Genomic DNA, 26320 nt, shown 5'->3' with positions numbered 1-26320 from the left:
CCGGGGAGGGCGGAGGTGTCGTCGTCTGCGCTAGCGGAAGAAGCTGAAGAAGCGTTCGAGGGCGGCGCCGATCGACGCGAAGATCGCGGCGACCGAGCTCATCAGGCTCGAACCGGTCGGGGCCGGCGCGGGCGTCTCGTCCTCGTCCTCGACCGGCGGCGTCGGGGCGTCGACGGTGAGGTTGAAACCGACCTTGATCGGGTCGTGGTCGGAGGAGCGGAACGGGTTGTCGGCCTCGAAGAAGTCCACCGTGTTGTAGTTGCGGCGGGAGTATTCGTAGGCGATGGACTCGTCGGCGTTGATGTTCCACACGACGGCGTCCTGCACCAGCTCCATGGCGGCCTCGTTGCCGAAGGCGTGGTCGAGGGAGCCTAACTGGCCGTCGAACTGGTAGGTCGGTTCGTGGCCGGCGTATTCGGTGTTGATGTTGGTGAAGCCGTTGGCCTCGAGGGTGCGGATGGCGTCTTCGCGGGCGTAGGCGTTGAGGTCGCCGAGGACAAAGACCGGGGCGTCCACCCAGTCTTCCTGGGCGTCGAGGTGGTCGAGCAGGGCCTGGGATTGGGCGTTGCGGACGTTGGGGTTGTTGCCCTGGCCGTCGTTTTGGTCGCTGTCGCCGCGGCTCACGGAGCCTTTGGACTTGAAGTGGTTGGTGACGGCGACGAAGGAGTCGCCGCCCTCGACGGGCTGGAACTCCTGCGCCAGCGGCTGGCGGGCGGTGCCGGTGTAGGCGTCGCCGTCGAAGATGCGGGATTCGCCGACGGTTTCGACGGTGGCGGGGTTGTAGATGAAGGCGACGCGGATGACGTCTTCGTCGGTGCCGAGATCGGCGGGGGATTCGACGTAGGCCCAGCGCTGCTGGCCGGCGTCGGCGTTGAGGGCGTCGACGAGGGCGGCGAGGGCGTCGTCGCGCGCGTCGACGTCGCCGGTGAGGCCGTAGGTGTTTTCGATCTCTTCGAGGCCGAGGACGTCGACGTCCATCATGTTGATGGCCTGGACGATTTTGGCCTGCTGGTCGGCGAACGCCTCTTCGCTGTAGGCGCCGCGGACGTCGCACCAGTTGGCGCCGACGGGGTTGCCGTCGACGTCGGTGTAGTAGTCGCAGCCGGGTTCGTCGACGCCGAGGGAGGTGAAGTAGTTGAGGACGTTGAAGGAGCCGACGGTGAATTCGCCGTCGACGGCGTCGATTTCGGCGAGGGCTTCGGCGCGGGAGTCAGCCCAGGTGATGGGTAGCTCGGCGGCGGAGTTGTCGCCGGTGATCGGGGTGGTGGGTTGGAAGCGCCAGCTGTCGAAGCCGTAGTCGACGACGACGGGGTGCTGGAAGTCGACGTGGTCGCCGGTGCGGATCGACTGGTGTGGGGCGCCGTCGACGGCGAGGTAGGGCAGGGGCACGTCGGTGGCGTCGTGCATGTAGTTGGGGGTGCGGCCGTCGTCAAGCGTGACCAGCCGGGCGTCGTTGCTGGCCTGCAGGTCGTTGGCCGCCGTGCCGGGCAGGACGACGTCGGTGGGGGTGGAGAATGCTTCGGTGCCCGGGGTGAGGCCGAGTTCGCCGTGGGTGTTGAGGGCGTAGTTGTCGGTGACGGTGTAGTCGCCGGTCGGCTGCACCAGCATGCCTTCGTAGGGTTCGCGGGCGTCGTCGCCGGCGGGCAGGACGTCGATGGTGATCGGGGTGACCGGGTCGAGCTCGGCGTCGGCCGGGGTGACGGCGGCTCCGGAAAGCTGGGTGACGTCGTAGTATTCGCCGGCGGTGCCCGTGACGACGACGGACTCACCGATCTCCGGGTACGCCTCAGCGCCGCGGTGACCGAGGTGGACGAAGACGCCGTGCGAGGCGTCGCCGACGTTCTGGGCGTCGCCGCCGGTGCCGGCGGTCTGCAGGTAGAAGCCGTTCTTGCCGCCGTCGGGGTAGACGCCGGTGACGACGCCTTCGGTGGTCACGGTCTGGCCGTTAAGCGGGGTGGCGTCGCCGGTGCCCTGGATCTCGGCGATCGGGGTGACCTCGCCCGGCTCCGAGGCGGGGACGTCGTCGCCGCCGCCGGCGTCTCCACCTGTCGCGGATTCGTCGGCGGAGTTGGTGGGGGTGGGGGCGTCGACGATGAAGTCAGCGGCGTTGTCGTCGGTGTCGACTTCGACGGGGATGCGCTGAACGGACTGGTCGGCGTTCGGGCTGGCCGCCGCCGCGCCCTCGGCGACGTCGATGGCGCCCCAGCCGAGGAGATCGATGGTCGTGCCGGCGTCGTCCTTCAGCTCGGCGGCGGCGGTGCGGGCGCCGAAGCCCAGGTCGTCGCCCGCGTCGAAGTCCGGGGTGGGCAGGGCCCCGGTGTCGTTGTTGCCTGCCGCCGTCTGCACCAGGTAGTGGCCGCCGGCGGGGATGGCGCCCGTCAGCGTCACCACGTCGTTCTGGGGGTTGCCGCTGGCGGAATAGCGGGTCAGGGTGTGGTCCGCCAGGTCGATGACGTCGTCGGTGGGGTTGTAGAGTTCGACGAAATCGTTGGCGAAAACCGAACCGCCGTTGCCGCCCGCGGAGTACACTTCGGAGATGACGACGTCACTGCCGTCTGGGGCGGCGACGGCGGCGGGGACGACGAGGAGGGCGGAAGCTGCGCCGAGGGCGACGGAGATCGCTGCGGCACGCATGCTCCGGGGGCGAAGGGATCGAGACATCACTGAGTAGGCCTTCTTATGAGGGGAATCGGAAAAGCGTGCTCGCCACGTGGGTGAGCACAGCCGTGGATTCGTTGTAGCGCATGCGCTCACCGGGCGCTGGGCGAGGCGGTGACGGCCCCTGGGGGTTTGCTTTCGGCTGGTCGAGAATTCACTTGTCCGCCATTTTCCGGCCCGGTGACGTTCATTCGCCGGCGCCCCGGGGGCGGGAGGGCACACCGTTTCCGGCAGAGAATATGAACCGTGTTTCTGGACCTATACACTGAAGCACGTCCAACTGGCAGCAGAAAGTTAGGGAATGTCATGGCCCGTGTCGTTGTAAATGTCATGCCGAAAGAAGAGATCCTGGACCCCCAGGGTCAGGCGGTCGTTCGGGCCCTGGGGCGGATCGGCGTCGAAGGCGTCTCCGATGTCCGCCAGGGCAAGCGTTTTGAACTCGAGGTCGACGATTCCGTCACCGCCGAGGAGCTGGAGAAGGTCGCCGCGACGCTGCTGACCAACACCGTCATCGAGGACTACGAGATCGTCGGCGCCGAGGTGAAGAAGTAGTGTCCGCGAAGATCGGCGTCATCACTTTTCCCGGCACGCTTGACGACGTCGACGCGCTGCGGGCCGTCCGCACCGCCGGCGCCGAGGCCGTCAGCCTGTGGCACGACGACGAGGCCCTCAACGGCCTCGACGCCGTCGTGGTCCCGGGCGGTTTCTCCTACGGCGACTACCTGCGCTCCGGCGCGATCGCCGCGTTGTCCCCGATGATGCGCTCCGTCGTCGAGGCCGCGGGCAAGGGCCTGCCGGTGTTGGGCATCTGCAACGGCTTCCAGATCCTCACCGAGGCCGGCCTCCTGCCCGGCGCGCTGACGCGTAACCAGGGGTTGAACTTCCATTGCGTCGACACCTACTTGGAGGTGCAGAACACCGACACCGCCTGGACCAGTGGTTTCGAGGTCGGTCAGCGCATCATGGTGCCGTCCAAGCACGGCGAGGGCCGGTTCCAGGCGTCCGCCGATACCATCGCGGAGTTGGAGGGTGAGGGGCGCGTCGTCTTCCGTTACACCGACAACTACAACGGTTCGATCAACGCGATCGCCGGCATCACCAGCGAAAACGGTCGTGTGGTCGGCTTGATGCCGCACCCGGAGCATGCCATCGACACGCTCACCGGCCCGTCCGTCGACGGTCTGGGACTGTTCTTGTCCGCCATTTCCGCGGTCGCGGCTTAAGAGAGGAAAGCAATGACTGTCCACAACGACACCGTTGAGGCCGCGCAGGCCACCCCGGAGCTCGAGCAGCCTTGGGAGGAGCTCGGCCTCAAGGAGGACGAGTATGGCCGGATCCGCGAGATTTTGGGCCGCCGTCCCACCGACGCGGAGCTGACCGCGTATTCGGTGATGTGGTCGGAGCACTGCTCCTACAAGTCCTCGAAGACGCATCTGCGTTACTTCGGGCAGACCGCCACCGAGGAGATGAACTCCAAGATTTTGGCCGGCATCGGCGAGAACGCCGGCGTCGTCGACATCGGCGACGGTGACGCGGTGACCTTCCGCGTCGAGTCGCACAACAGCCCGTCGTTCGTCGAGCCCTACCAGGGTGCGGCGACCGGCATCGGCGGCATCGTCCGCGACATCATGGCCATGGGCGCGCGCCCGATCGCCGTGATGGACCAGCTGCGGTTCGGCCCGGCCGACGCCCCGGACACCAAGCGGGTGCTGCCGGGCGTGGTGTCCGGCATCGGCGGCTACGGCAACTCCCTCGGCCTGCCGAACATCGGCGGCGAGACCGTCTTCGACGAGGCCTACTTGGGCAACCCCCTGGTCAACGCCTTGGCGGTGGGCACCTTGAAGGTCGAGGACTTGAAGCTGGCGTTCGCGTCCGGCACCGGCAATAAGGTCATGCTCTTCGGTTCCCGCACGGGGCTGGACGGCATCGGTGGGGTGTCGGTGCTGGGGTCGGCGAACTTCGAGGAGGGCGAGGAGCGCAAGCTGCCGTCCGTCCAGGTCGGCGACCCCTTCGCGGAGAAGGTGCTCATCGAGGCGTGTCTGGAGCTTTACGGCGCCGGCGTGGTTGACGGCATCCAGGACCTCGGCGGCGGCGGGTTGGCGTGTGCCACGGCGGAGCTGGCCGCGGCCGGTGACGGCGGCATGCGCGTCAACCTGGACAACGTGCCGCTGCGCGCGGAGAACATGACCGCCGCCGAGATCCTGGCGTCGGAGTCGCAGGAGCGCATGTGCGCTGTCGTGGCTCCGGAGAACCTGGACAAGTTCTACGATATCTGCGCGAAGTGGGACGTCACCGCCGCGGAGATCGGCGAGGTCATCGACGAGAAGGACCGCTACGTCGTCTACCACAACGGTGAGGTCGTCGTGGACGCCCCGGCGTCGACCATCGACGAGGGCCCGGTCTACGAGCGTCCGTTCGCCCGCCCGGAGTGGCAGGACGAGCTGCAGCGGCTGCAGCCGGTCGAGCGTCCGGAGGACCTGAAGCAGGCGCTGCTGGACATGGTGTCCTCGCCGGCGCTGTGCTCGCGGGACTTCATCACGAAGCAGTTCGACCGCTACGTGCGCGGCAACACGGTCAAGGCCCAGTACTCCGACGCCGGCGTGCTGCGGATCAACGAGGAGACCGGCCGCGGCGTGGCCGTCTCGGCGGACGCGTCGGGCCGCTACGCCAAGCTGGACCCGAACATGGGCGCCCGTCTGGCGCTGGCGGAGGCGTACCGCAATGTGGCCGTCACCGGTGCGAAGCCGGTCGCGGTGACCAACTGCCTCAACTTCGGCTCCCCGGAGAACACTGACGTGATGTGGCAGTTCCGCGAGGCCGTGCACGGGCTCGCCGACGGCGCCGTGGAGCTGGGCATCCCGGTCTCCGGCGGCAACGTCTCCTTCTACAACCAGACCGGCGACGAGCCGATCCTGCCGACCCCGGTCGTCGGCGTGCTCGGCGTCATCGAGGACGTCCACCAGGCCATCGGCCACGATCTGGGCACGGTCGACGAGCCGGAGGTGCTCGTCGTCCTGGGTGAGACGAAGGACGAGTTCGGTGGCTCCATCTGGCAGCAGGTCTCCGGCGGCGGGCTCAACGGCCTGCCCCCGCAGGTGGATCTGGCCGACGAGGAGAAGCTGGCGGAGTTCTTCGTCGGCAACACCGGCCTGACCGCCGCGCACGACGTCTCGGAGGGCGGCCTGGCGCAGGCGGTCATCGAGATGCTGCTGCGCGCCGGCAAGGGCGTCGACCTGGACCTGTCGAAGGTGCACGAGGACGATTTCGTGGCGCTGTTCTCCGAGTCCGCGTCGCGTGCCGTCGTCGCCACCACGGCCGACCGGGTCGACGCGCTGCTCATCCGCGCGGATGAGTTGGGTATCCCGGCCGCGACCATCGGCGCCACCGACGACTCGGCGGAGTTGACGGTCGGCGGCGTGTCGCTCGCGATCTCCGAGCTCTACGAGGCGTGGTCGCAGACCCTGCCGGAACTCTTCGGCCACGCGGTGGGCGCGAACTCCGTCGTCGAGTAAGAACGACTGACGCCCCTGTACGGCGCCTCCCCTCGACGAGGGGAGGCGCCGTCGTCATTCGACGGGGACGGCGCGGTCGTCGACGATGGTGCGCATCACCAGTGTCGAGGTGATCTTTTCGACGCCCGGCAGCGTGCTCAACTTTTCGTCGCGCAGCCGTTGGTAGTCGGCGAGGTCGCGGGCCACCAGCCGCACCAGGAAATCGGGGTCGCCGAAGAGTCGTTCGGCGGTGAGCACCTCGGGGATGTCGGCCAAGCCCTGCTCCAGGGCGGCGACGGTGTCGCGGTCTTCTTTGCCCAGCGTGATGAAGGCGGTGACCTGGGTGCTAAACCCCAGCGCCGCCGGGTCGACGCGGGCGTGGAATCCTGCGATGACGCCGTCGCGTTGCAGGGCGCGGAGCCGTCGTAGGCACGTGGAGGAGGACACTCCGGTGTGATGGGCCAGTTCTGCGGCGGAGATGCGCGCGTTGTCCTGCACCAGTGACAAGATCGTGCGGTCGACGGGGTCCATGTGCACGATTCTGGCACATCTACTAGGAAAAGCGCGGCAGATGACGGTAACGGCCGCCGTTTTCCCGCCACCCCGTCACCGGGGCAGACTCACGACCATGGATATCGCGACGGTGTTGAGTTTCTGGGCGCTGGCCCTGCTGCTGGTGGTCACCCCGGGCCCGGATTGGGCGTTCGTGCTGGGCCACGGCCTGCGCGGGCGTGGCCTCGCCGCGCCGTTGGCGGGCATCGCGCTGGGCTACCTCGGCTTGACGACGGTCGTGGCCGCCGGGCTGGGCGCCGTCGTCGCCGCCCGGCCGATGGTGATGACCCTGGTGACGCTTACGGGGGCCGCGGTGCTGGCCTGGATCGGCGTCTCCATGCTGCACTCCGCGCTGGCCCGGCCCGTCGACAAGCACGGGCCCACCGTGGCCGCGGAATCAGCCCCGGCGCCGCCGGCCGGCGGGGGAGGGGTCGCCACGCTGGAGCGCGCCCGGGCCCGCGTGGAGCCCCGCGCCGTCCAGGTCATCGCCCAGGGCGCCACCGTCAGCGGGCTCAACCCCAAGGGCCTGATGCTGTTCATCGCCCTGCTCCCGCAGTTCGTGGACGCTGGCGCTGTCTGGCCGGCGGCGGCGCAGATGTTCGCCTTAGGATGCGTCTTCATCGTCTCCGCGGTCTCGGTCTACGCGCTGTTGGGCGTCGTCGCCCGCACGACGCTGTCCGCATCCGCACGGGCTTCCCGCATCCTCACCGGGGTGGCCGGGGCGGCGATGATCCTGGTGGCCGTCATCATGACGGCCGAGCACGTCCTGACCTAATCGACGTGGTTCGGGGCGGCGTTCGAAATCAACGGCATCGGCCGGTAGTCCGCCCGCAGATCGCGCAGCACCTGCGCGTGCTCGTGCAGCCGCTTGTCCTCGTCGGTCACCGGAAGGAACTGCCGGGCCTCCAACGGCTCGTCGTCCTCGTCGATGCCGATATAAGAGACGGTGGCGTGGATGGCTTCGGTGAGGTGCTCGCGCCCGCCGCGCGGGCTGCCCGAGCGCACATGGATGGACATCTGCATGCTGCGCCGGTCGGTGCGCATCATCCGGGCGTCGACCTCGATGAGGTCGCCGATGGCGATGGGCTTGTAGAAGCGGATGCCGCCGGCGTAGACCGCCACGGTCCGCTCCCCGGACCACTCCATCGAGCACGCCACGCCGGCCTCGTCGATCCACTCCATCGCGGTGCCGCCGTGGACCTTGCCGCCCCAATTGACGTCGGTCGGCTTCGCCAAAAAACGGGTGACCAGGCGCGGGGCGTCCGACGGTCCCTCGTAGGTCTGCTTCTCCATCTCCGCCTGAATCGCCTGACGCAGCCCGATGCGGGACTTCGCGGCCTCCTCCACGCGCTGCTCCTCCGCGGTCTCCGGCACGAACGGCGGCACCGGGGTGGACTTGCCGGTGGCGGTGTCCTTGGCCACGAAGATGACCAGACAGTCACAGGCGCGGGTGAACACGCCCTCCCGCGGATCCGCGGAATAGACCTCGTTGACGATGTGCATCGAGGAGCGCCCGGTCAACGCGACGCGGGAACGCACCTCCACCAGATGCCCCGACGGGATGGGGCGGGTGAAGTGGATGTGACCGACGTAGGCCGTCACGCAGTACGTCGACGACCACTGCACCGCACACGCGTAGGCCGCCTTGTCGATCCACTCCAACACCCGCCCGCCGTGCACGCCGAAGGAACCGGCCTGCAGAATATCGGTGGGCGCCGCCATGAAACGCAGCGTGACTCTCGGTGACTTGGTGGTGGTCGTCGTCATAGGGGTGACTCTTTCAATTGCAATCGAATGGTCGGCGGACAGGGGCCGCAGTGATGGCACTTAACACTAGTCCACAACATACGCTAAGGGCCCCGATGAAAAGCGCTATCATTCAGTCCATGAGCAAGCCCGTCGATCCAGACCAGATGCGCCAGGCCGTCGTCACGCTGCAGGAGTGGATCCACGGCCCGGCCACGGCCCCGCGACCTCCCCGCGGCGACCTGGCGGCGGCGGTGCGCCTGAGCGCGCGCACCCTCGCCCAGGACGCGCCGGGCCATTCCGTCGAAGTGCGGGTGCCACCATTTGTCGCGGTCCAGTGCGTGGCGGGCCCGCGGCACACCCGGGGGACGCCACCGAACGTCGTGGAGACCGACCCGCACACCTGGCTGCGGCTGGTGACCGGGCGCACGGACTTCGCGGACGCCGTCGCGGCGGGCCTCATCGACGCCTCCGGGGCGCGGGCCGGCGACGTCGCCGACCTGCTGCCGCTGCTCAGGGTGTGAGCGACGGGGCGGGCAGGGGAGGCGGCAACTTCGTGAAACGCGTGAGCGGTACTACAGTAAGCGGCGTGACGACAGCTCCGCACATCCAGTCCCTGACCCCCGTGACCGGCGACCTCGATGACCGCGACGAGACCAAACCCCGCGAAGAGTGCGGCGTGTTCGGTGTCTGGGCGCCAGGCGAAGACGTGGCCCGGCTGACGTATTTCGGGTTATTCGCTCTCCAGCACCGCGGCCAGGAAGGCGCCGGCATCGCCGTCGGCGAGGACGGCAACGTGCTGGTCTTCAAAGACACCGGGCTGGTCTCCCAGGTGTTCGACGAGACGACGCTGCGTTCCCTGCAGGGCAGCGTGGCCATCGGCCACACCCGCTACTCGACGGCCGGCAACCAGTCCTGGCACAACGTGCAGCCGATGTTCCGCACCTGCCCGGACGGCACCGACGTGGCGATGGGCCACAACGGAAACCTCGTCAACTACCGGCAGCTGCACGACGAAGCCGTGCGGCGCGGCCTGATGTCCGACGACGAGCATGACGGGAAGCCCGGCGGATCGTCCTCGGACACCGCCGTGATGTCCGCCCTGCTGGCCGCCGAGGTCGCCGACGGCGCGAGCGTCCTGGACGCCGCCCGCCGCCTCCTGCCCCGGTTCGAGGGCGCCTTTTGCCTCACCTTCACCGACGGCCACACCCTCTACGCCGCCCGCGACCCGCACGGCGTGCGCCCGCTGGTGCTGGGCAAGATGGACGCCGGCTGGGTCGTGGCCTCCGAGTCCTGCGCCCTCGACATCGTCGGCGCCGCCTTCGTCCGCGAGATCGAGCCCGGTGAGCTCGTCGCCATCGACGAGGCCGGCGTGCACTCCGAGCACTACGCCGAGATCTCCCACCGGGGCTGCGTCTTCGAGTACGTCTACCTCGCCCGCCCGGACTCCTACATCCGCGAGCGCTCCGTCAACGCCGTGCGCATCGACATGGGCAAGCGGCTGGCCCGCGAATTCCCGGCCGACGGCGACCTGGTCATCCCCGTCCCGGAGTCCGGCATCCCCGCCGCAGTCGGCTACGCCCGGGAATCCGGCGTCCCGTTCGGCACCGGCCTGGTGAAAAACGCTTACGTGGGGCGCACCTTCATCCAGCCGTCGCAGACGCTGCGCCAGCTGGGCATCCGGTTGAAGCTCAACCCGCTGCGTGAAGTCATCGAGGGCAAGCGACTGATCGTCGTGGACGACTCGATCGTGCGCGGCAACACGCAGCGCGCCCTGATCCGCATGCTGCACGAGGCGGGCGCCGCCGAGGTGCACGTGCGCATCGCCTCCCCGCCGGTGAAGTGGCCGTGCTTCTACGGCATCGACTTCGCCAGCCCGGGTGAGCTGATCGCCAACAACGGCGACTACTCGGATGAGGCCGGGGTCATCGAATCGATCCGCACCGCGATCGGCGCGGACTCCCTGGGCTTCGTGTCCATCGAGGAGATGGTGGAGGCCACCGAACAGCGCGACGAGGAGTTGTGCACCGCCTGCTTCAGCGGCACTTACCCGCTGGGCCTGCCCGACGACGGCCCCAACGCAGATGCAGTCCGTAAGATCCAGAACAACCGGGCGGCCGACCAGACCGGCCCCAGCACCGAACTCAAGTAGGAGAGCGACAATGACCGACCAGAACACCCCCGACACCACCGGTGCCTCCTACGCGGCGGCCGGCGTGGACATCGAAGCCGGCGACCGCGCCATCGACCTGCTCAAGGGGCACGCCGCCCGCGCCTCCCGCCCGGAGGTCCGCGGCGGTCTCGGCGGCTTCGCGGGGCTTTTCGCCCTGGGCGAGTACAAGAACCCGCTGCTGGCGGCCGGTTCCGACGGGGTGGGCACCAAGCTGGCCGTCGCCCAGGCCATGGACAAGCACGACACCATCGGCATCGACCTGGTGGCCATGTGCGTCGACGACCTCGTCGTCTGCGGCGCCGAGCCGCTGTTCCTGCAGGACTACATCGCCATCGGCAAGGTCGTTCCCGAGAAGATCGCCGAGATCGTCTCCGGCATCGCGGAGGGCTGCGTCCAGTCCGGCGCCGCCCTGCTCGGCGGCGAAACCGCCGAGCACCCCGGCGTGATGGAGCCGGACCACTACGACGTCTCGGCCACCGCCGTCGGCGTCGTGGAAGCCGACGAGCTGCTGGGCCCCGACAAGGTCCGCCCCGGTGACTCCATCATCGCCATGGCCTCCTCCGGCCTGCACTCCAACGGCTACTCCCTGGCGCGGCACGTCCTGCTCGAGCGCGCGGGTCTCCCGCTGGACGGCTACATCGAGGAATTCGACCGCACCCTCGGCGAAGAGATGCTGGAACCGACCCGCATCTACGCCAAGGATTGCCTGGCGCTCGCCGCCGAGTGCGAGGTCCATACCTTCTGCCACGTCACCGGCGGCGGCCTGGCGGGCAACATGGCCCGCATCGTGCCGGAAGGCCTCATCGCCGAGATGAGCCGCACCACCTGGACCCCGGCGCAGATCTTCCGCACCATCCAGAGCCTGGGCAAGGTGGAGCAGGCGGAAATGGAAAAGACTTTCAACATGGGCGTCGGCATGGTGGCCGTGGTGTCCGCGGCGGATCGGGATCGGGCGCTGGCGATGCTGACCGCGCGTCACATCGACGCCTGGGAGTTGGGCACGGTGCGCGCCGCCGAAGAGGGCGAGGCCGACGCCGAGCGCGCGACGCTGACCGGCAGCCACCCGAACTACTAGGGGAAAAACAACGCAAAAGGCGCGCCTCCCAGTGTGCACCGGGAGTGCGCGCCTTGTTCGAAGCTTCCAGGATTGCCAAGCGCTGCAGGGCGCTTTGGAAACAACTAGCGACTAGCGGCGGGAACCGGAGGAATCGTCCTCGTCGTCCCAGTCGTCGTACCCGTCCGCATAAGCTGCGTACTGGTCGTCGACGTCGTAATCATCGTCCTCGTCAGCCCAATCACGTGCTGGTGGCTTGCCGGCCAACTCGCGCTGGAGCCTGTCAAGGTCCATCTCGGGAGAACTGTACTTCAGCTGGCGTGCAACCTTGGTCTGCTTTGCCTTTGCTCGACCGCGTCCCATGGCCTGACCCCCTTGAGGTGTGTGGAAAGCGTCCAGGGAAACATTCGGACGTTCCATCGACTATCTACTGTGTATGCAATCCTGCCAAACACAATAGCCTGTTTGCCCGAAAAAATCCCCACCGGCTTCCGACAAACCCCTAAGAGGGTCGAAAATCGCCGTCGAAACGTTATTCTTCGCCGCCGGAACGCAGCCGCTTAATGGCCTCCCGGCCAGCCTTATCGCCCTCGTCGGTGGGGATGGAATCGGGGTCGACGGAAGCCGCGACGGGGGCGCGCTCGGCGTCGTCGGCGGGGGTGATCGTCAGCTCTCCCGCGTCGAGGGCGCTGCGCTTGACCACCCCGAGGGCGATCGGCCCGAAGTCGCAGTCGTGGACCACGGTGCCCAGGCGGCCGACGGTGCGGCCGTTGAAGGAGAGCGTGTCGCCGGCCACCGGGGTGGTGGGGGCCGAGCCGTCGAGGTGCAGCAGAACCATCAGACGTGGGGAGCGGCCGAGGTTTTCCACGCGGGCGACGGTCTCCTGCCCGCGGTAGCAGCCCTTGGTCAGGTGGACGGCGCCGTGGCGCTCGCCGCGGCCGATGAACTCCGGGACCTCGTGGGGGATGGATTTGGCGTCGAGGTCCGCGGCCTTCTCCGGGATCAGGGCGCGCACGCGTTCGGCGGTATAGGCCATCAACCCGCCGAGGGAGGCGCCGGCGGCGAGCAACGTGTCGACGCCCTCGTTCAGCGCCCCGCGCTCCAACGCCAGGTCCCGGCGCGCGGCGCCCTGCCAGTCCACCCGGCGGACGAAGGCGGCCTCGGCGGCGAGGTCGGCGGGGATCTCGACGGCGTCGCCGAGCAAGGTCAGGAGCCCGAGCTCGGTGCGTTCGAGTTCGACGGCGGACCAGAAGATCATCTTGCTCAGGAAGTCCTGGAAGCTGTCCGCCTGGTCGGAGGGGACGTCGAGGTAAAAGGTCTCGCCCACGCGCACCACGTCGGCGTGGTGGAGGATGCGTCCCTGAATGTCGAGGTCCAGGGCGCCGGCGGCGAAGCCGTCCTCGACGTCGTCGAGCTTCTGGCTCAGCACGGTGTTGAGGAAGGTGGCGGCGTCGTCGCCGGTGACTTTGAGCACGACGCGGTGGGAACGGTCGACGACGACCGTCGTCGAGGCGATGGCGCGTTGTTCGCCCAGCGGGTCGCCGTAGTGCCAGGGGACTCCGGCGGTGTCCACCGCCGTGTCGTCCTGGAGCTCGGCGGCGCCGGGGCGCTGCAGGAGCGGGGAGAGGTAACGATCGGGATTGACGTCGGTAGATGTATCACTCACGTCTTCGATGGTAGTCGCAGCGTCAAACCTGGGCGGGCTGGCATAATGGGGTTCACCATGGTTTCTCTGGTTCAGCCTCAGCCGATCATCTACGTGCTCGAACCTTTCGGCGGTTCCGCACGTCTCCACAATCCGATGTTGCCGCACGTTTTCCACGACGACGCCGCCGTCACCCGCGGCGACGGCGTGTTCGAAGCGATTCTGCTGCTCGGGGGTGAGCCGACGAACCTTGACCGCCACGCCGCCCGCTTCGCGTCCTCTGCGGCGCGGCTGGGGCTGCCGGCCCCGTATCTGGGGCAGTGGCGCGAGGTCACTGCCGCGGCGGCGCAGGCCTGGCACGCGCAGCACGGGGAGAAGCACCCGGCGGCGCGGTGCACGTGGACCTACACCCGCGGGCGGGAATCCACCGGCGTGCCGTCGGCGTGGGTGACGGTGGGGGCGGAGCCGCGGGAGCATGCCCGTGCCCGGGCCGAGGGAGCGCGGGCGTTGACTGGGCCGCGCGGTTATCAGGTGGACACCGGAGACAAGGCGGCCCCGTGGCTGACGACCGGGGCGAAGACCCTCAACTACGCGGCGAACATGGCCGCGCTCCGGCATGCGAAGCAGAACGGCTTCGATGACGTGATCTTCGTCGACACGGAGACGGGCCGGGTCTTGGAGGCCACGACGTCGACGGTGATCGTCGTGAAGAAGGGGCGGCGTCTCCGGACGCCGAGGCCCGGCCAGGACATTTTGTCCGGCACCAGTCAGCAGGCGCTCTTCGAGTACGCCGGCCAACGGGGATACAAGTGCAAGGTCAAGGACCTCTACGTCGACGACTTGCTGTCGGCCGAATCTGTGTGGCTGGTCAGTTCCGTGCGCCGCGGGGTGCGGGTCACCGCAGTGAACGAGGTGGAGTTGCCGGCGCCGAAGAATGCGGCGGAGATCGCCGCACTCATCGACGCGGCGTTGGCTGACTAACCCGCGATGCGCTTGAGCTGGGCGGAGCGGGAGGGCGTGAGTTCGCCGTCGATGACCCGCTCGTCGACCCAGCCCAGGTCGTTGTTCGGCATCAGGCCGTAGAGGCGCTTGCCGGGGCCGTGGCCGGTGGGGCCGGTTTCGGTGACCATCGTCGACGCCGATTCGACCTGCCAGGCGCGCTCGTTGTAGGGCTCGCCGTAGAGGATCTCGATGACGCCGTCCGAGCTGGTCAGCGTCACCTGGATCTCGTCTTTCTCGGAGATCCGCCAGTAGCCGACCTCGCGCTGGTCGGCGCCCGTCGCGGCGCCGTCGTCGTCGAGGCGCCACGTGCGGGACTCGAAGGAGAGGAAGTCGCGGCCGTCGTGGGCGAAGGTCAGCTGCTGGCCGAAAGAGAATTCGCTGCCGTCGGCGTCGCGGCCCTGGCCTTCGCCGCGCCAGACGCCGACCAGCGGCAACAGGGCGAGCAACGCGTCATGCAGGTTGGGGCCCAAGCGCAGGTTGGCGGTGTCCTCGTCGACCGGCAGCGGCTCGGGGCCGGCGGGGCCGATGTTGCGGTGCGCGGTGCCCTTGGACTGCTCGGCGGCGAGGTTGACCGCGTCGGAGCCGGAGAGGTTGTCCGGGTCGGCGGGCTGGGCAGGGGTGGGAGCCTGCGACTCTGCGGCCGCCGCGTCGGCGGGGGTGTCCTGCGGGGTCTCGTTCGGGTCGATGTTATTTCCCTGAGTCATGCGCCCCAGCCTAGTCGCTGAGGGCGGATTCGCCGTCGTCGGCCGCGGCGAGATCGCTCATGGCGACCACGGTGTTGAAACGCTGCGATTCGAAGGAAATGGAACCGCCGCCCACGGACACCGCCGACGCCTGACCGCCGAGGGGCAGGCGTCGAGTGTCGAAGTTCAAGGTCAGGGCGTCTTCGGCGTCGTCGACTCTGCCGGCGGGGGCGGTGAGGACGTCGACGACTTCCATGTGGAATTCCGGCCCGTCGAGACGGAGGGTGACCAGCCCGGAGATCTGCTCGTCGAAGCCGGGCGGGGTGCCCGTCAGTTGGGCTTCGGCGGCCACCCCGCCGCCGGGGGAAATGTCGTAGGGGTGCGAGATGTCCAGGTCCGTCATGTGCAACAGCTGGCCGAAGGCGACCCCGTCGAGGGAGACCCGGCGCAGCAGCATCTCCGCCGGCGCGCCGACGATGTCGCCGCGCAGCGCCTGCTGCGGGGAGACGCTGACCTGATGGAGCTCGGTGCGCGTGTTGGCGATGCCGAGCCCGGCGACGTCCACGTCGAGGGAATCCACCGAGGCGTCGGGGAGCTCCCCGGTGAGCAGGACTTGGGCGAAGGGGAAACCGCCGAGGTAGACCCGCGGGCTGGCCCTGAGGTCGGAGACTTCCTCGATGTCGGAAGAGAGGGAAGCCTCGGCGCGGGAGGCCAGCGCCGAGTCTGCGGCCCAGAGCAGAAGAAAGACGACGACGAGAGCGCCCGCCGCGCGCAGGCCCCGCAACCGCGGGCGGGAGGGGCCGGTGCGGTCGGCTGCCGCCGTGGAAGTGTTCACACCATATATTCCTACCCGATAGCCTGGGGGACATGACGAACCTGAAACTGACGTGGACCACCCTGCCGGACGATGCCGCCCTCGCCGAGCAGGTCGCCGAGCTGGCCTCCCGGGCGGAGGGCGCCGACGGCATCGCCCCGCTCTCGGAGCAATTCCTGCTCGGGCTTGACGACGCCCGTCTGGGCCACCGACACCTGCTCGCCGTCGAGGACGGGCAGGTCCTCGGGGCCGCGGCGCTGGCGGGGGACGAAGCGGAATTCTTGGTCGACCCGCAGGCGCGCCGCCAGGGCATCGGCGCCCGGCTCTACGCCGGGCTGGCCGAGGAGGTCGCCGAGTTGAAGGCCTGGGCGCACGGCAACACCGACGGCGCCCAGGCGCTGGCGGCCCGCCGGGAGGCGCAGGTCACCCGCCGGTTGCTGGTGATGGAGGTCAGCGGCGACGCCCTGCGTGACTCCGTGGACTTCACGCCGCCGACGGAGATGACGGTGGCCGACCTCGCTGACTCCCGCCGTCGGTGGGGCGCCGACCCGGTCGAGCGGGCGTGGCTGGAGGTCAACAACGACGCGTTCTCCTGGCACCCGGAGCAGGGCGGCTGGGATCTGGCGCGGCTGCGGCGGGCCATGGAGGTCGACTGGTTCGACCCGCGGGACGTGTGGTTTATCTGGGACACGCCCGCCGGGGAAGAGCCGGGCCAGGAACCGCCGGCATTGGCGGGTTTCCACTGGACGAAGTGGCATGACGCGGACACCGCTGAGGTGTACGTCGTCGGGCTGTCCGGCGACTACCGGGGGCGTGGACTGGGCGGGCCGGTGGTCAGCATGGGGCTGGCGCACCTGGCGGAGGGGGGCGCGCAGCGGGTGATCCTGTACGTCGAGGATGACAACGAGGCCGCGGTGAAGCGGTACCGGGAGCTCGGGTTCACCGTGGCGGAAGAGCACGTGGTGTATTCCTGAGATTGAGTGGCGACGGGGGTGGCGAATCCGGCGATAATCACCCCCGAGGGGGCGGAAAGGTAAAATTTTTCGCCCTGGAAGGTCGTGGGGAGGCCGATTAATGGTGCTGGTCAAGGGCTGTTCCGGAAGCGGTTAACCTCTCGTTCATCTTTTAGGACCTTTTGGGTTAACGTCCGTACCCTACATTCACATCGGTGAGCAAGGCGGGCGTCTGCGCCCGAGGGCATACCTCAGCGGTGAGTTTCCTGTGAAAGTCACCCAGCGCACTGCTTGAACCGCCACTACCCTGGCAAGGGTCTTGGCAATTGCTCGGACTTCCATCTGAAATGAACCTGCACTGGAAAGGCATTATTCCTGTGATTCGTAACCTTAAGCGTTCTGTCGCTGCGCTCGGCGTCGTCGCCGCCGGCTCCTTCGCTCTCGTCGCCTGCAACGATTCCGGTGAGGGTGAGGACACCACCACCACGGACACCACCACCGCTGAGACCACCGCCGCCGAGGGCACTGACTCGGAAGACGCTGATTCTGAGGCGTCCGCGGACGGCCTGTCCGGCCAGTCCGGCCAGCTCGTCGGCGAGGGCGCTTCCTCCCAGCAGAACGCCATGGACTACTTCGGCCAGCAGTACGCCGAGGCCGTCGACGGCGCGTCCTTGGCTTACACCGCTTCCGGCTCCGGTTCCGGCCGCACCAACTTCATCGCCGGCCAGTCCGACTTCGCCGGCTCTGACTCCCCGCTGGCTGAAGAACAGGTCGCCGAGGCCGCCGAGCGTTGCGAAGGCAACGACGCCTGGCACCTCCCGCTGGTCATCGGCCCGGTCGCCATCGCCTACAACCTCGAGGGCGTCGACGAAGAGCTGAACCTGTCGATCCCGACCGTCGCCCAGATTTTCAACGGCGAGATCACCAACTGGAACGATGACGCCATCGCCGAGGAGAACGAGGGCGTCGAGCTCCCGGACCAGGACATCAGCGTCGTCTACCGTTCGGACGAGTCCGGCACCTCCGACAACTTCCAGATCTTCCTGAACACTGCCACCCCGGAGAACTGGGACACCACCGGTCAGCAGTTCCCGCAGGAGGTCGGCGCCGGCGCCAACGGCTCCAACGGCGTGGCCACCGAGGTGTCCAACACCCCGGGCGCCATCACCTACGTCGAGTGGGGCTTCGCTGAGCAGCAGGGCCTGGGCGTGGCCAACCTGGACTTCGGCTCCGGCCCGGTCGAGCTCAACGCCGAGAACGTCGGCGTCGCCCTGGACGCCCTGGAGTTCGAGACCGAGGGTCACGACATGGTCGTCAGCACCGACGCCCTGTTCTCCCAGACCCAGGAAGGCTCCTACCCGCTGATCCTGACCCCGTACTCCATCGTCTGCTCCGCAGGTTACGATGAGGAGACGTCGAACATGGTCAAGGACTTCCTGACCGTCTCCCTGGATTCGCAGGACGACATGCTCCAGAGCCTGGGCTTCATCCCGGTCGAGGGAGCGCACGCCGAGCGTCTGCAGGAAGCGATCGACGCTATCCAGTAAGACTTCGTGATACGGAGTTGGTGCCAGCCCAGAGCTGACAAAATTCGGTAGGCGCCAGCTTGCCCCCGGCGCTTCAGGCGTCCGGGGGCGCTCGCGCGTTTAGAGCCAGTGCCGAGATGACGTCGTCGGCGAACCGCTAAACTTCAAAAGGATTGTCACCTAATGACTAACAACGATCGGCCCAATTCGGCGTTCCCCGCAGGGGACGCGGAACAGCACACCGAGCCCATCGCCAACAGCACCGCGACCATCGGGTCCTCCAACCAGCCGGAGGAACCCCAGGCCCCCGCCACCCGCATTCAGTCACGTGGCTCCGGCGTCAAGCGCCCGGGCGACCGCGTCTTCGAGTTTTTCTCGACGGCTTCCGCGACGCTGATCACCGTGCTGATCATCGCGATCGGCCTCTACCTCATTGCGCAGTCGATCCCGGCGATCACCCGTAACGAGGGCGGTCTCTGGGGATTCTTCACCTACAACGGCCCGTGGCAGACCAACAACCTCGACGCGATGCAGTTCGGTATCCCGAACATGTTCGCCTCGACGGTGCTGATCTCGGTCATCGCTTTGGTCATCGCCATGCCGATTGCGTTGGGCATCGCGATTTTCCTGTCGAACTACGCGCCGAAGCGCCTGGTCAAGCCGATGGGCTACCTGGTGGACATGCTCGCCGCAGTGCCGTCGATCGTGTTCGGGCTCTGGGGCTGGCAGGTGTTGGGCCCCTGGCTGTCGGACTTCTACGTCTGGCTGCACGGCTGGGCCGGCGGCTTCTTCCTCTTTGAGACGTACATGAACTCGCCGTCCTTCGCGACCGGCCGCAACATCCTCACCGGCGGCGTCGTGCTGGCGATCATGATCCTCCCGATCATCGCCGCCACCGCCCGCGAAGTGTTCGTCCAGACCCCTCCCGGCCAGGTCGAGGCCGCCCTGGCCCTCGGCGCGACCCGATGGGAAGTCGTCCGCATGACCGTGCTGCCGTTCGGCCTGTCCGGCTACGTCTCCGGCTCGATGCTCGGCCTGGGCCGCGCCCTGGGCGAGACCATGGCGCTGTACATGGTCGTCTCGCCGTCGTCGGAATTCCGGTTCTCGCTGTTCGACGGCGGCTCCACGTTCGCCACCGCCATCGCGAACGCCGCCCCCGAGTTCAACAACCCCATCAGTGCGGGCGCCTACATCGCGGCCGGCCTAGTGCTGTTCCTGTTGACCTTCATCGTCAACACCATCGCCCGCGCGATGGTCAAGTAAGGAAGGCGAGGAAAACATCATGACTACCGCTGTATCCGACTCCTCGAAGACCGCCGGATCCGACATCTTCATCGATATCTCCCCGCGGCGTAAGTTCACCAACAACGTGGCCTCCGTCCTGGTGTGGGCCACGATGCTCATCGCGCTGATCCCGCTGGTCTGGGTGCTCTGGACCGTGATTTCCCGCGGCCTCAGCCCGATCCTCACCGCCGAGTGGTGGACGACCGACCAGTCCACGACGCTGCTGTCCCTGCCGGGCGGCGGCGCCCTGCACGCCATCATCGGCACCGTCGTGCAGACCCTGATCGCCTCCCTGGTGTCGATCCCGATCGGCGTCTTCACGGCGATCTACCTGGTGGAATACTCCTACGGATCCCGTCTGGGCAAGATCACCACCTTCATGGTGGACATCCTTTCCGGCGTCCCGTCCATCGTCGCCGCACTGTTCGTCTACGCGTTCTGGATCACCTCCTTCGGCTTCAACCGGTCCGGTTTCGCCGTCGCCCTGTCACTGATTCTGCTGATGATCCCGCTGGTGGTGCGCAACACCGAAGAAATGCTGCGCGTCGTGCCGATGGATCTGCGCGAAGCCTCCTACGCCCTCGGCGTGCCGAAGTGGAAGACGATCTACAAGATCGTCCTGCCGACGGCCCTCTCCGGCATCGTCACCGGCATCATGCTCGCCATCGCGCGTGTCATGGGCGAATCGGCCCCAGTGCTGGTTCTGGTGGGCTCCACCAACGCCATCAACTGGAACCTCTTCGACGGCCCGCAGTCTTCGCTGCCGCTGATGATGCTGGACATGTACAAGTCCGGCACCGCCCCGGCGACCCTGGACAAGCTGTGGGGCGCGGCCCTGACCCTGGTGCTCATCATCGCGCTGCTCAACATCGCCGCCCGCTGGATCGCCGCCAAGTACTCGGTCAAGAAGTAACCCACCGAACCGCACACCAACCACTCATTTGCATCAGGAGACATTGATGTCCAAGCTCGTTCTCAAGGATCTCGACATCTACTACGGCGACTTCCACGCCGTGCAGAACGTCAACCTCGATATCCCGGCGAAGTCGGTCACCGCCTTCATCGGCCCCTCCGGCTGCGGCAAGTCCACCGTGCTGCGCACCCTGAACCGCATGCACGAGGTCATCCCGGGCGCTTACGTCGACGGGGAGATCCTGCTCGACGGCAACAACATCTACGACAGGCGCGTCGACCCGGTCGCCGTCCGCAACACCATCGGCATGGTCTTCCAGAAGGCCAACCCGTTCCCGACCATGTCCATCGAGGACAACGTCGTCGCCGGCCTGAAGCTCTCCGGCGAGAAGAACAAGAAGAAGCTCAAGGAAGTCGCGGAGCGTTCCCTGCGCGGCGCCAACTTGTGGGAGGAAGTCAAGGACCGGCTGGACAAGCCGGGCGGCGGGCTCTCCGGCGGTCAGCAGCAGCGTCTGTGCATCGCCCGCGCGATCGCCGTCCAGCCCGAGGTCCTGCTCATGGATGAGCCTTGCTCGGCGCTCGACCCGATCTCGACGCTGGCGATCGAGGATCTGATCCACGAGCTGAAGAAGGACTTCACCATCGTGATCGTGACCCACAACATGCAGCAGGCCGCCCGCGTCTCCGACCGCACGGCCTTCTACAACCTGGAGGCCACCGGCAAGCCGGGCCGTCTGGTCGAATACAACGACACCAAGAACATCTTCGAGAACCCGGAGATGAAGGAGACCGACGACTACATCAACGGCCGTTTCGGCTAGACGCTCGCCGACTCGACGTCCGCCCCGCACCTGATCGCAGGTGCGGGGCGACGTGCTTTCCGGCGGGGGGAAATTAAAACCGTTAATATTGGCTTTAATGTTCCCAACCAGGAGACGCCGTGAACGAACCCCAATCAGCAGCATCTTTGCCCGCCGCCGACCCCACCGCCACGCAGCCCGTCGCCTACGGTGACGGGCTCCACGCCCGCGGCTGCCCCGTCGTCCACGGCCCCGGCGGGGAGGTGATCGTCGTCGGCCACGAGGAGACCCGGCGCGTGGCGGAGGACGCGGAGACCTTCAGCTCGTCGGTGTCCCGCTTCCTGCAGATCCCCAACGGTCTGGACGGCGAAGAACACCGGCGATTCCGGGCCCTGTTGGACACCTACCTCGACGCGTCGGTGGTCCAGAACCTCTCCGGCGGCTTCCACGCCGTCGCCCGCGAGGTGGTGGCGGAGCACCTCACGGGCGAGACGGTGACCGTCGACGCCGTCGGCGACCTCGGCGACACCTTCGCCGTGCGCACCATGCTGGACTGGCTGGGGTGGGCGCCGGAGCTCGAGGACAGGTTGGTGGCGTGGGTCAAGGAGAACAACGTCGCCACCCGCTCCGGTGAGTTGGAGCGCACCGCCGCCGCGGCCGCGGAGTTTGACGCGATCATTGACGCGGCGGTGGGCCCCAAACTGGCCGACCCGGGCGAGGACGTCACCTCCCGTCTGATCGAGGATGACAGCTTGGGTCGCCGTCTCACCCGCGAGGAGGTCGTCTCCATTCTGCGGAACTGGACCGGCGGGGATTTGAGCTCGATGTCTTACTGCATCGGGGTGCTGCTGAAGGCGCTGGCGGACAATCCGCCGCTGCAGGAGCGGCTCCGCGCCGGCGTCGGCGGCGCGGAGTTCGAGGCCATCGTCGACGAGGTGCTGCGGCGGGATTCGCCGTTCGTCTCGAATCGACGGGTGACCACCTGCCCGGTCACGCTCGGCGGCGTGGAGGTCCCGGAGGGAAACCAGATCCGACTGCACTGGACCGCCGCGAACCGCGACCCGGAGGCGTTCGAGGATCCGGACGGATTCGACCCGGAGGCGCACGCGGACAAGAACCTCGTGTGGGGCGCCGGCCCGCATTATTGCCCGGGTAAGGCGCTGTCGATGGTGGAGCTGGAGGCCTTCCTCACCGAACTGCTACGGGCCGCGTCGGTGCGCAACCCGGACTGGGAAGAGGCGCAGCCCGCCGCGGTGCGTGAAATTCATCCGGTCGGCGGATGGAGCAGCCTGCCGGTCACTCTCGTCCGGCTCGACGGCTGACGGGGCGGGGCCCAAGGCGTCGTTAAGCCCCGGTCCAGTACAGCCGCCGCAGTTCCTCGAAACGTTGCGGCGTGTCCAGCTCCGGGGCTGGGGTCTCGTCGAGGTACTCCTCCGGCTTCATGCCGGTGATCAGGTAGACGATCCGGGAGGCCACCGCCACGCAGTGGTCGGCGTAACGTTCGTATTCGCGCGCGAGCATGGCGACGTCCACCGCCTCCTTGCTCGAGTATTCCCAGTCCTCCCGGGACACCAGCGCCACCAGATGGTGGTAGAGCTCGTCGACGGCGTCGTCGTCCTCCGCCATGTCGAGGGCGACGTCGGTGTCCGGCTCCACCAGCACGCCGCGGGTCTTGGCGGACATCTCGCCGACCAGACGGTGCAGCTCGGCGAAGTAGGCGCCGACGGCCTCCGGGATCGCGGTCTCCGGGTGCCGTTTCCGGGCGGTGTTGGCGATGTGCATGGCCAACCGGCCCATGCGGTTGAAGTCATTGACGATGTAAATCGAGGAGATGACCTGACGCAGGTCGCTGGGCGTCGGGTGTTCCAGGGCCAACAGGTTGACCGCGCGTTCCTCGCTGCGGGCGCGGATCTCCGCGAGCGTGTCTTCGTGGGACAAAGCGTCTTCGGCGCTCTGCAGCGATCCGCGCAACAGCGCATCAGAGGCCTTGTCCATGACGGCGCGCACCGTGTCGCACATGACGATCAGGTCATGCGCGAAGTCGTCGAGATCTTCACGGTAGGCGGTACGCATAGCGGTAATCCTAAAGTAGAACGGCGCCTGTCGCCGGGCATGTCGGGAAGAACACAATTAGCCGCCGGAGTGCATGATTTCCGCGCCCTCCGGCACGGTGGCGTCCTCCGGATCGTCGAGCCAGCCGTCGGGGAGGGCGACCTTCGCCGGCGCCCCCTGCCGGCCCCGGGCGCCCTCGGGATCATTGGCCAGGTCAGTGGAATCGGCGTAGGGGGCGAGCTTCTCCCGCAGCTCCGTCAACGAGCTGATCTTCGCCAGGGAGGCGCGCAGCTCGCCGCCGACGGGAAAGCCCCGGAGATACCAGCCCATGTGCTTGCGCAGGTCGCGGGCGGCGCGCTCCTCTCCGTCGTGCTGGGCGAGCAGCTCCGCGTGACGGTAGATGATGCGGGTGACCTCGCCGAGCGTCGGCTGCGCGGGCAACTCCTCGCCGCGCAGCTGGGCGGAAAGCTCCGCGAACAGCCACGGGCGGCCCAGGCAGCCGCGGCCGACGACCACGCCGTCGCACCCGGTCCGGGCCATCATCTCTTCTGCGTCGGCGGCGGCGAAGATGTCGCCGTTGCCCAGGACGGGCACGCCGCTGCCGGACATGTGGTCGACCAGACGGGCGATCTCGCCCCAGTCGGCTTCCCCGGAGTAGCGCTGCGCTGCGGTGCGTGCGTGCAGCGCGACGGCGGCGGCGCCTTCCGCCGCGGCGATGCGGCCGGAATCCAGGTGGGTGTGATGTTCGTCGTCGATGCCCACCCGGAACTTCACGGTCACCGGAATGTCGGTGCCCTCGGTGGCCTTGACGGCGGCGGCGACGATGTCGCCGAAGAGGCGCCGCTTGTACGGCAGGGCGGAGCCGCCGCCCTTGCGGGTGACCTTGGGCACGGGACAACCGAAGTTCATGTCGATGTGGTCGGCGAGGTTCTCGTCGACGATCATCTTCGCCGCTTCGTAGGTGTATTTCGGGTCCACCGTGTACAGCTGCAGCGACCGCGGGTTCTCGTCGGCGGCGAAGGTCGTCATGTGCAGCGTTTTGTCGTTGCGCTCCACCAGCGCGCGCGCCGTGACCATCTCGCAGACGTACAACCCGGAGACGGTGCCGGTCTTCTCCAGCTCCTGCTCGCGGCACAGGGTGCGGAAAGCCACGTTGGTCACGCCTGCCATGGGGGCGAGCACGACGGGGGAGTCCAGGGTCATCGAACCGATGGACAGGGAACGGGCAGAGGGGGAGAAAGTCTGTGTCACCCCTATATTGTCGCTGCCCCAGGCGCCACCGGCAAAATGGGCCGGACGGAACACGCCTCCCCATAATGGGGGCGGGGGAGGAGGGTGGCAAGCGTCATGACTCTTTTAGCGGACTTAGGTTACAGTATTTATCTGTAATCTATCCGGGATTGCCCCCATTAATGTGGTGCATATCAAAAAATAAGGAGAGCGAATGTCCGAGCGCATCGCCAATGCTGAGTTGGCCGCGAAGGTCATGTCCGCAGATGAGGCCGCCGAGTTCGTCAACCACGGCGATAAGGTCGGCATGTCCGGCTTCACGGGCGCCGGTTACCCCAAGGCCCTGCCGGCCGCCATCGCCGCCAAGGCGAAGACGGCCCAGGGCGCCGGCGGCGAATTCAAGATCGACGTCTTCACCGGGGCCTCCACCGCCGACGCCGCCGACGGCGTGCTGGCCGAAGCCAACGCGATCGGCTTCCGCACCCCGTACAACTCGGACCGCACGCTGCGCGGCCAGTTCAACCAGGGCGAGGCCCACTACTCCGACATCCACCTGTCCCACCTGGGCCAGCAGGTCCAGCAGGGCTTCTTCGGCACCATGGACGTCGCCATCATCGAGTGCACGAAGATCAACGAGGACGGCAGCCTCGTCCCGTCGTCCGCCGTGGGCAACAACGTCGAGTACGCCGACGCCGCCGACCGCATCATCCTCGAGGTCAACTCGTGGCAGTCCCTCAACCTGGAGGGCATGCACGACATCTACGCCCCGGAGCAGCTCTGGGACCGCACCCCGATCGAGATCAACGACGTCGGCGACCGCATCGGCGAGACCTTCCAGCGCATCGACCTGTCCAAGGTCGTCGCCGTCGTCGAGACCGACGACGCCGACCGCAACACCTCCTTCAAGGAACCGGACGACGTCTCCAAGCAGATCGCCGCGAACTTCCTGCAGTTCCTGGAGGACGAGGTCGCCGCGGGCCGTCTGACCTACGACAACTACATCATGCAGTCGGGCGTGGGTAACGTCCCGAACGCCGTGATGGCGGGCCTGCTGGACTCGAAGTTCGAGAACATCACCGCCTACACCGAGGTCATCCAGGACGGCATGCTGGACCTGATCGACGCCGGCAAGATGACCATGGCCTCCGCCACGTCCTTCTCCCTCTCGCCGGAGTACGCGGAGAAGATGAACGAGAAGGCCGACTTCTACCGTCAGCACATCATCCTGCGCCCGCAGGCGATCTCCAACCACCCGGAGGTCATCCGCCGCGTCGGCCTGATCGCCTCCAACGGCCTGATCGAGGCCGACATCTACGGCAACGTCAACTCCACCAACGTCTCCGGCACGAAGGTGATGAACGGCATCGGCGGCTCCGGCGACTTCACCCGCAACGCCTACATCTCCTCCTTCGTCACCCCGTCCGTGGCCAAGGACGGCGCGATCTCCTGCATCGTCCCGTTCTCCTCGCACATCGACCACACCGAGCATGACGCGATGGTCTTCGTGACCGAGTACGGCTACGCCGACCTGCGCGGCCTGTCGCCGCGTCAGCGCGCGGAGAAGATGATCTCCGTGGCGCACCCGGACTACCGCCCGCTGCTGCGCGAGTACGTCGAGCGCGCCAACGAACTCGGCGGCCACACCCCGCACGACCTGGCGACGGCGTTTGAGTTCCACACCCGCCTCGCCCAGACCGGCACCATGAAGAAGTAACGCCTTTTCCCGCCGCCGGGAAAGCGAGCGC

The 26320-nt window shown here is 67.7% G+C and carries 24 protein-coding genes; 15 read left to right on the top strand and 9 right to left on the bottom strand.

From position 1 onward, the window contains the following. Positions 1–30: 30 nt before the first annotated feature. Positions 31–2661, bottom strand: a complete 2631-nt coding sequence (locus tag B841_RS11155; RefSeq protein WP_041631884.1) for an ExeM/NucH family extracellular endonuclease — start codon at positions 2659–2661, stop codon at positions 31–33. Positions 2662–2964: 303 nt separating this feature from the next. Here B841_RS11155 and purS point away from each other — a divergent pair, with 303 nt between their 5' ends. The 3 genes from purS to purL are packed head-to-tail and all read left to right on the top strand — an operon-like array spanning position 2965 to position 6170. Then, positions 2965–3210 (top strand): phosphoribosylformylglycinamidine synthase subunit PurS, encoded by a 246-nt coding sequence (gene purS / locus B841_RS11150; protein ID WP_041631883.1) that lies wholly within the window; start codon positions 2965–2967, stop codon positions 3208–3210. Further along, positions 3210–3881: a phosphoribosylformylglycinamidine synthase subunit PurQ gene (gene purQ / locus B841_RS11145; RefSeq protein ID WP_020935594.1), complete on the top strand. Its 672-nt coding sequence runs from the start codon at positions 3210–3212 to the stop codon at positions 3879–3881. The genes purS and purQ overlap by 1 nt, the downstream gene beginning before the upstream one ends. Positions 3882–3893: 12 nt before the next feature. Then, positions 3894–6170 (top strand): phosphoribosylformylglycinamidine synthase subunit PurL, encoded by a 2277-nt coding sequence (purL, locus tag B841_RS11140; RefSeq protein WP_020935593.1) that lies wholly within the window; start codon positions 3894–3896, stop codon positions 6168–6170. A gap of 54 nt (positions 6171–6224) precedes the next feature. Here purL and B841_RS11135 read toward each other — a convergent pair whose 3' ends face one another. Continuing rightward, entirely contained in the window at positions 6225–6680 is a 456-nt protein-coding gene (locus B841_RS11135; protein ID WP_020935592.1) for an Lrp/AsnC family transcriptional regulator, read from the bottom strand. 97 nt (positions 6681–6777) lie between these two features. Between B841_RS11135 and B841_RS11130 the strand changes: the two genes are divergently transcribed. Further along, on the top strand, positions 6778–7476 hold the full coding sequence (locus tag B841_RS11130; RefSeq protein ID WP_020935591.1) for a LysE family translocator: 699 nt from the start codon (positions 6778–6780) through the stop codon (positions 7474–7476). On the opposite strand, the gene B841_RS11125 is transcribed toward B841_RS11130, so the two are convergent. Next, positions 7473–8468, bottom strand: coding sequence for an acyl-CoA thioesterase (locus tag B841_RS11125; RefSeq protein ID WP_020935590.1), 996 nt, complete (start codon positions 8466–8468; stop codon positions 7473–7475). The two genes, B841_RS11130 and B841_RS11125, sit on opposite strands and share 4 nt — an antisense overlap. Positions 8469–8587: 119 nt before the next feature. Between B841_RS11125 and B841_RS11120 the strand changes: the two genes are divergently transcribed. From B841_RS11120 to purM, 3 genes are all read left to right on the top strand, one after another. Beyond that, positions 8588–8971: a sterol carrier family protein gene (locus tag B841_RS11120; protein WP_020935589.1), complete on the top strand. Its 384-nt coding sequence runs from the start codon at positions 8588–8590 to the stop codon at positions 8969–8971. Between the two features lie 65 nt (positions 8972–9036). After that, the gene (purF, locus tag B841_RS11115) at positions 9037–10599 is read left to right on the top strand and encodes an amidophosphoribosyltransferase (protein ID WP_020935588.1); all 1563 of its coding nucleotides are present in this window, start codon (positions 9037–9039) and stop codon (positions 10597–10599) included. 10 nt (positions 10600–10609) lie between these two features. Further along, positions 10610–11695: a phosphoribosylformylglycinamidine cyclo-ligase gene (gene purM / locus B841_RS11110; RefSeq protein WP_020935587.1), complete on the top strand. Its 1086-nt coding sequence runs from the start codon at positions 10610–10612 to the stop codon at positions 11693–11695. 111 nt (positions 11696–11806) lie between these two features. On the opposite strand, the gene B841_RS11105 is transcribed toward purM, so the two are convergent. Together B841_RS11105 and ygfZ are read right to left on the bottom strand one after the other, a co-directional pair. After that, positions 11807–12037, bottom strand: a complete 231-nt coding sequence (locus B841_RS11105; protein WP_020935586.1) for a DUF3073 domain-containing protein — start codon at positions 12035–12037, stop codon at positions 11807–11809. A gap of 169 nt (positions 12038–12206) precedes the next feature. Beyond that, positions 12207–13340 carry a CAF17-like 4Fe-4S cluster assembly/insertion protein YgfZ gene (ygfZ, locus tag B841_RS11100; protein WP_020935585.1) on the bottom strand — a complete coding sequence of 378 codons (1134 nt, stop codon included), beginning with the start codon at positions 13338–13340 and terminating at the stop codon, positions 12207–12209. Between the two features lie 57 nt (positions 13341–13397). Between ygfZ and B841_RS11095 the strand changes: the two genes are divergently transcribed. Next, positions 13398–14300 (top strand): aminodeoxychorismate lyase, encoded by a 903-nt coding sequence (locus B841_RS11095; RefSeq protein ID WP_020935584.1) that lies wholly within the window; start codon positions 13398–13400, stop codon positions 14298–14300. On the opposite strand, the gene B841_RS11090 is transcribed toward B841_RS11095, so the two are convergent. Further along, positions 14297–15007: an FABP family protein gene (locus B841_RS11090; protein WP_404825481.1), complete on the bottom strand. Its 711-nt coding sequence runs from the start codon at positions 15005–15007 to the stop codon at positions 14297–14299. The genes B841_RS11095 and B841_RS11090 overlap by 4 nt on opposite strands. A gap of 28 nt (positions 15008–15035) precedes the next feature. Then, the gene (locus B841_RS11085; protein ID WP_020935582.1) at positions 15036–15839 is read right to left on the bottom strand and encodes an LmeA family phospholipid-binding protein; all 804 of its coding nucleotides are present in this window, start codon (positions 15837–15839) and stop codon (positions 15036–15038) included. Between the two features lie 41 nt (positions 15840–15880). On the opposite strand from B841_RS11085, the gene mshD reads away from it, so the two are divergent. The 6 genes from mshD (at position 15881) to B841_RS11055 (ending at position 22615) form a co-directional block, all read left to right on the top strand. Continuing rightward, positions 15881–16792, top strand: coding sequence for a mycothiol synthase (gene mshD, locus B841_RS11080; RefSeq protein WP_404825480.1), 912 nt, complete (start codon positions 15881–15883; stop codon positions 16790–16792). Positions 16793–17148: 356 nt separating this feature from the next. Further along, positions 17149–18318 (top strand): phosphate ABC transporter substrate-binding protein PstS, encoded by a 1170-nt coding sequence (gene pstS / locus B841_RS11075; protein ID WP_020935580.1) that lies wholly within the window; start codon positions 17149–17151, stop codon positions 18316–18318. Positions 18319–18480: 162 nt separating this feature from the next. Beyond that, complete coding sequence (pstC, locus tag B841_RS11070; RefSeq protein WP_020935579.1) at positions 18481–19560, top strand: phosphate ABC transporter permease subunit PstC; 1080 nt, start codon at positions 18481–18483, stop codon at positions 19558–19560. Between the two features lie 19 nt (positions 19561–19579). Further along, positions 19580–20494: a phosphate ABC transporter permease PstA gene (gene pstA, locus B841_RS11065; protein WP_020935578.1), complete on the top strand. Its 915-nt coding sequence runs from the start codon at positions 19580–19582 to the stop codon at positions 20492–20494. A gap of 46 nt (positions 20495–20540) precedes the next feature. Next, the gene (gene pstB, locus B841_RS11060; protein WP_020935577.1) at positions 20541–21314 is read left to right on the top strand and encodes a phosphate ABC transporter ATP-binding protein PstB; all 774 of its coding nucleotides are present in this window, start codon (positions 20541–20543) and stop codon (positions 21312–21314) included. Positions 21315–21433: 119 nt separating this feature from the next. Then, positions 21434–22615 carry a cytochrome P450 gene (locus B841_RS11055; protein ID WP_084482038.1) on the top strand — a complete coding sequence of 394 codons (1182 nt, stop codon included), beginning with the start codon at positions 21434–21436 and terminating at the stop codon, positions 22613–22615. Positions 22616–22637: 22 nt separating this feature from the next. Here the strand turns inward: B841_RS11055 and phoU are convergent, their stop codons facing one another. Continuing rightward, complete coding sequence (gene phoU, locus B841_RS11050; protein WP_020935575.1) at positions 22638–23366, bottom strand: phosphate signaling complex protein PhoU; 729 nt, start codon at positions 23364–23366, stop codon at positions 22638–22640. A 57-nt stretch (positions 23367–23423) separates the two neighbouring features. After that, a complete protein-coding gene (dusB, locus tag B841_RS11045; RefSeq protein WP_041632341.1) occupies positions 23424–24548 on the bottom strand; it encodes a tRNA dihydrouridine synthase DusB in 1125 nt (374 codons plus the stop codon). 241 nt (positions 24549–24789) lie between these two features. On the opposite strand from dusB, the gene B841_RS11040 reads away from it, so the two are divergent. After that, positions 24790–26289, top strand: a complete 1500-nt coding sequence (locus tag B841_RS11040; RefSeq protein ID WP_020935573.1) for a succinate CoA transferase — start codon at positions 24790–24792, stop codon at positions 26287–26289. Positions 26290–26320: the final 31 nt, after the last annotated feature.

Origin of the sequence: Corynebacterium maris DSM 45190, from assembly GCF_000442645.1 — a bacterium.
Lineage (GTDB): Bacteria > Actinomycetota > Actinomycetes > Mycobacteriales > Mycobacteriaceae > Corynebacterium > Corynebacterium maris.
The sequence above is the reverse complement of the archived record's forward strand: the minus strand, read 5'-3'. Positions and strand labels throughout refer to the sequence as shown.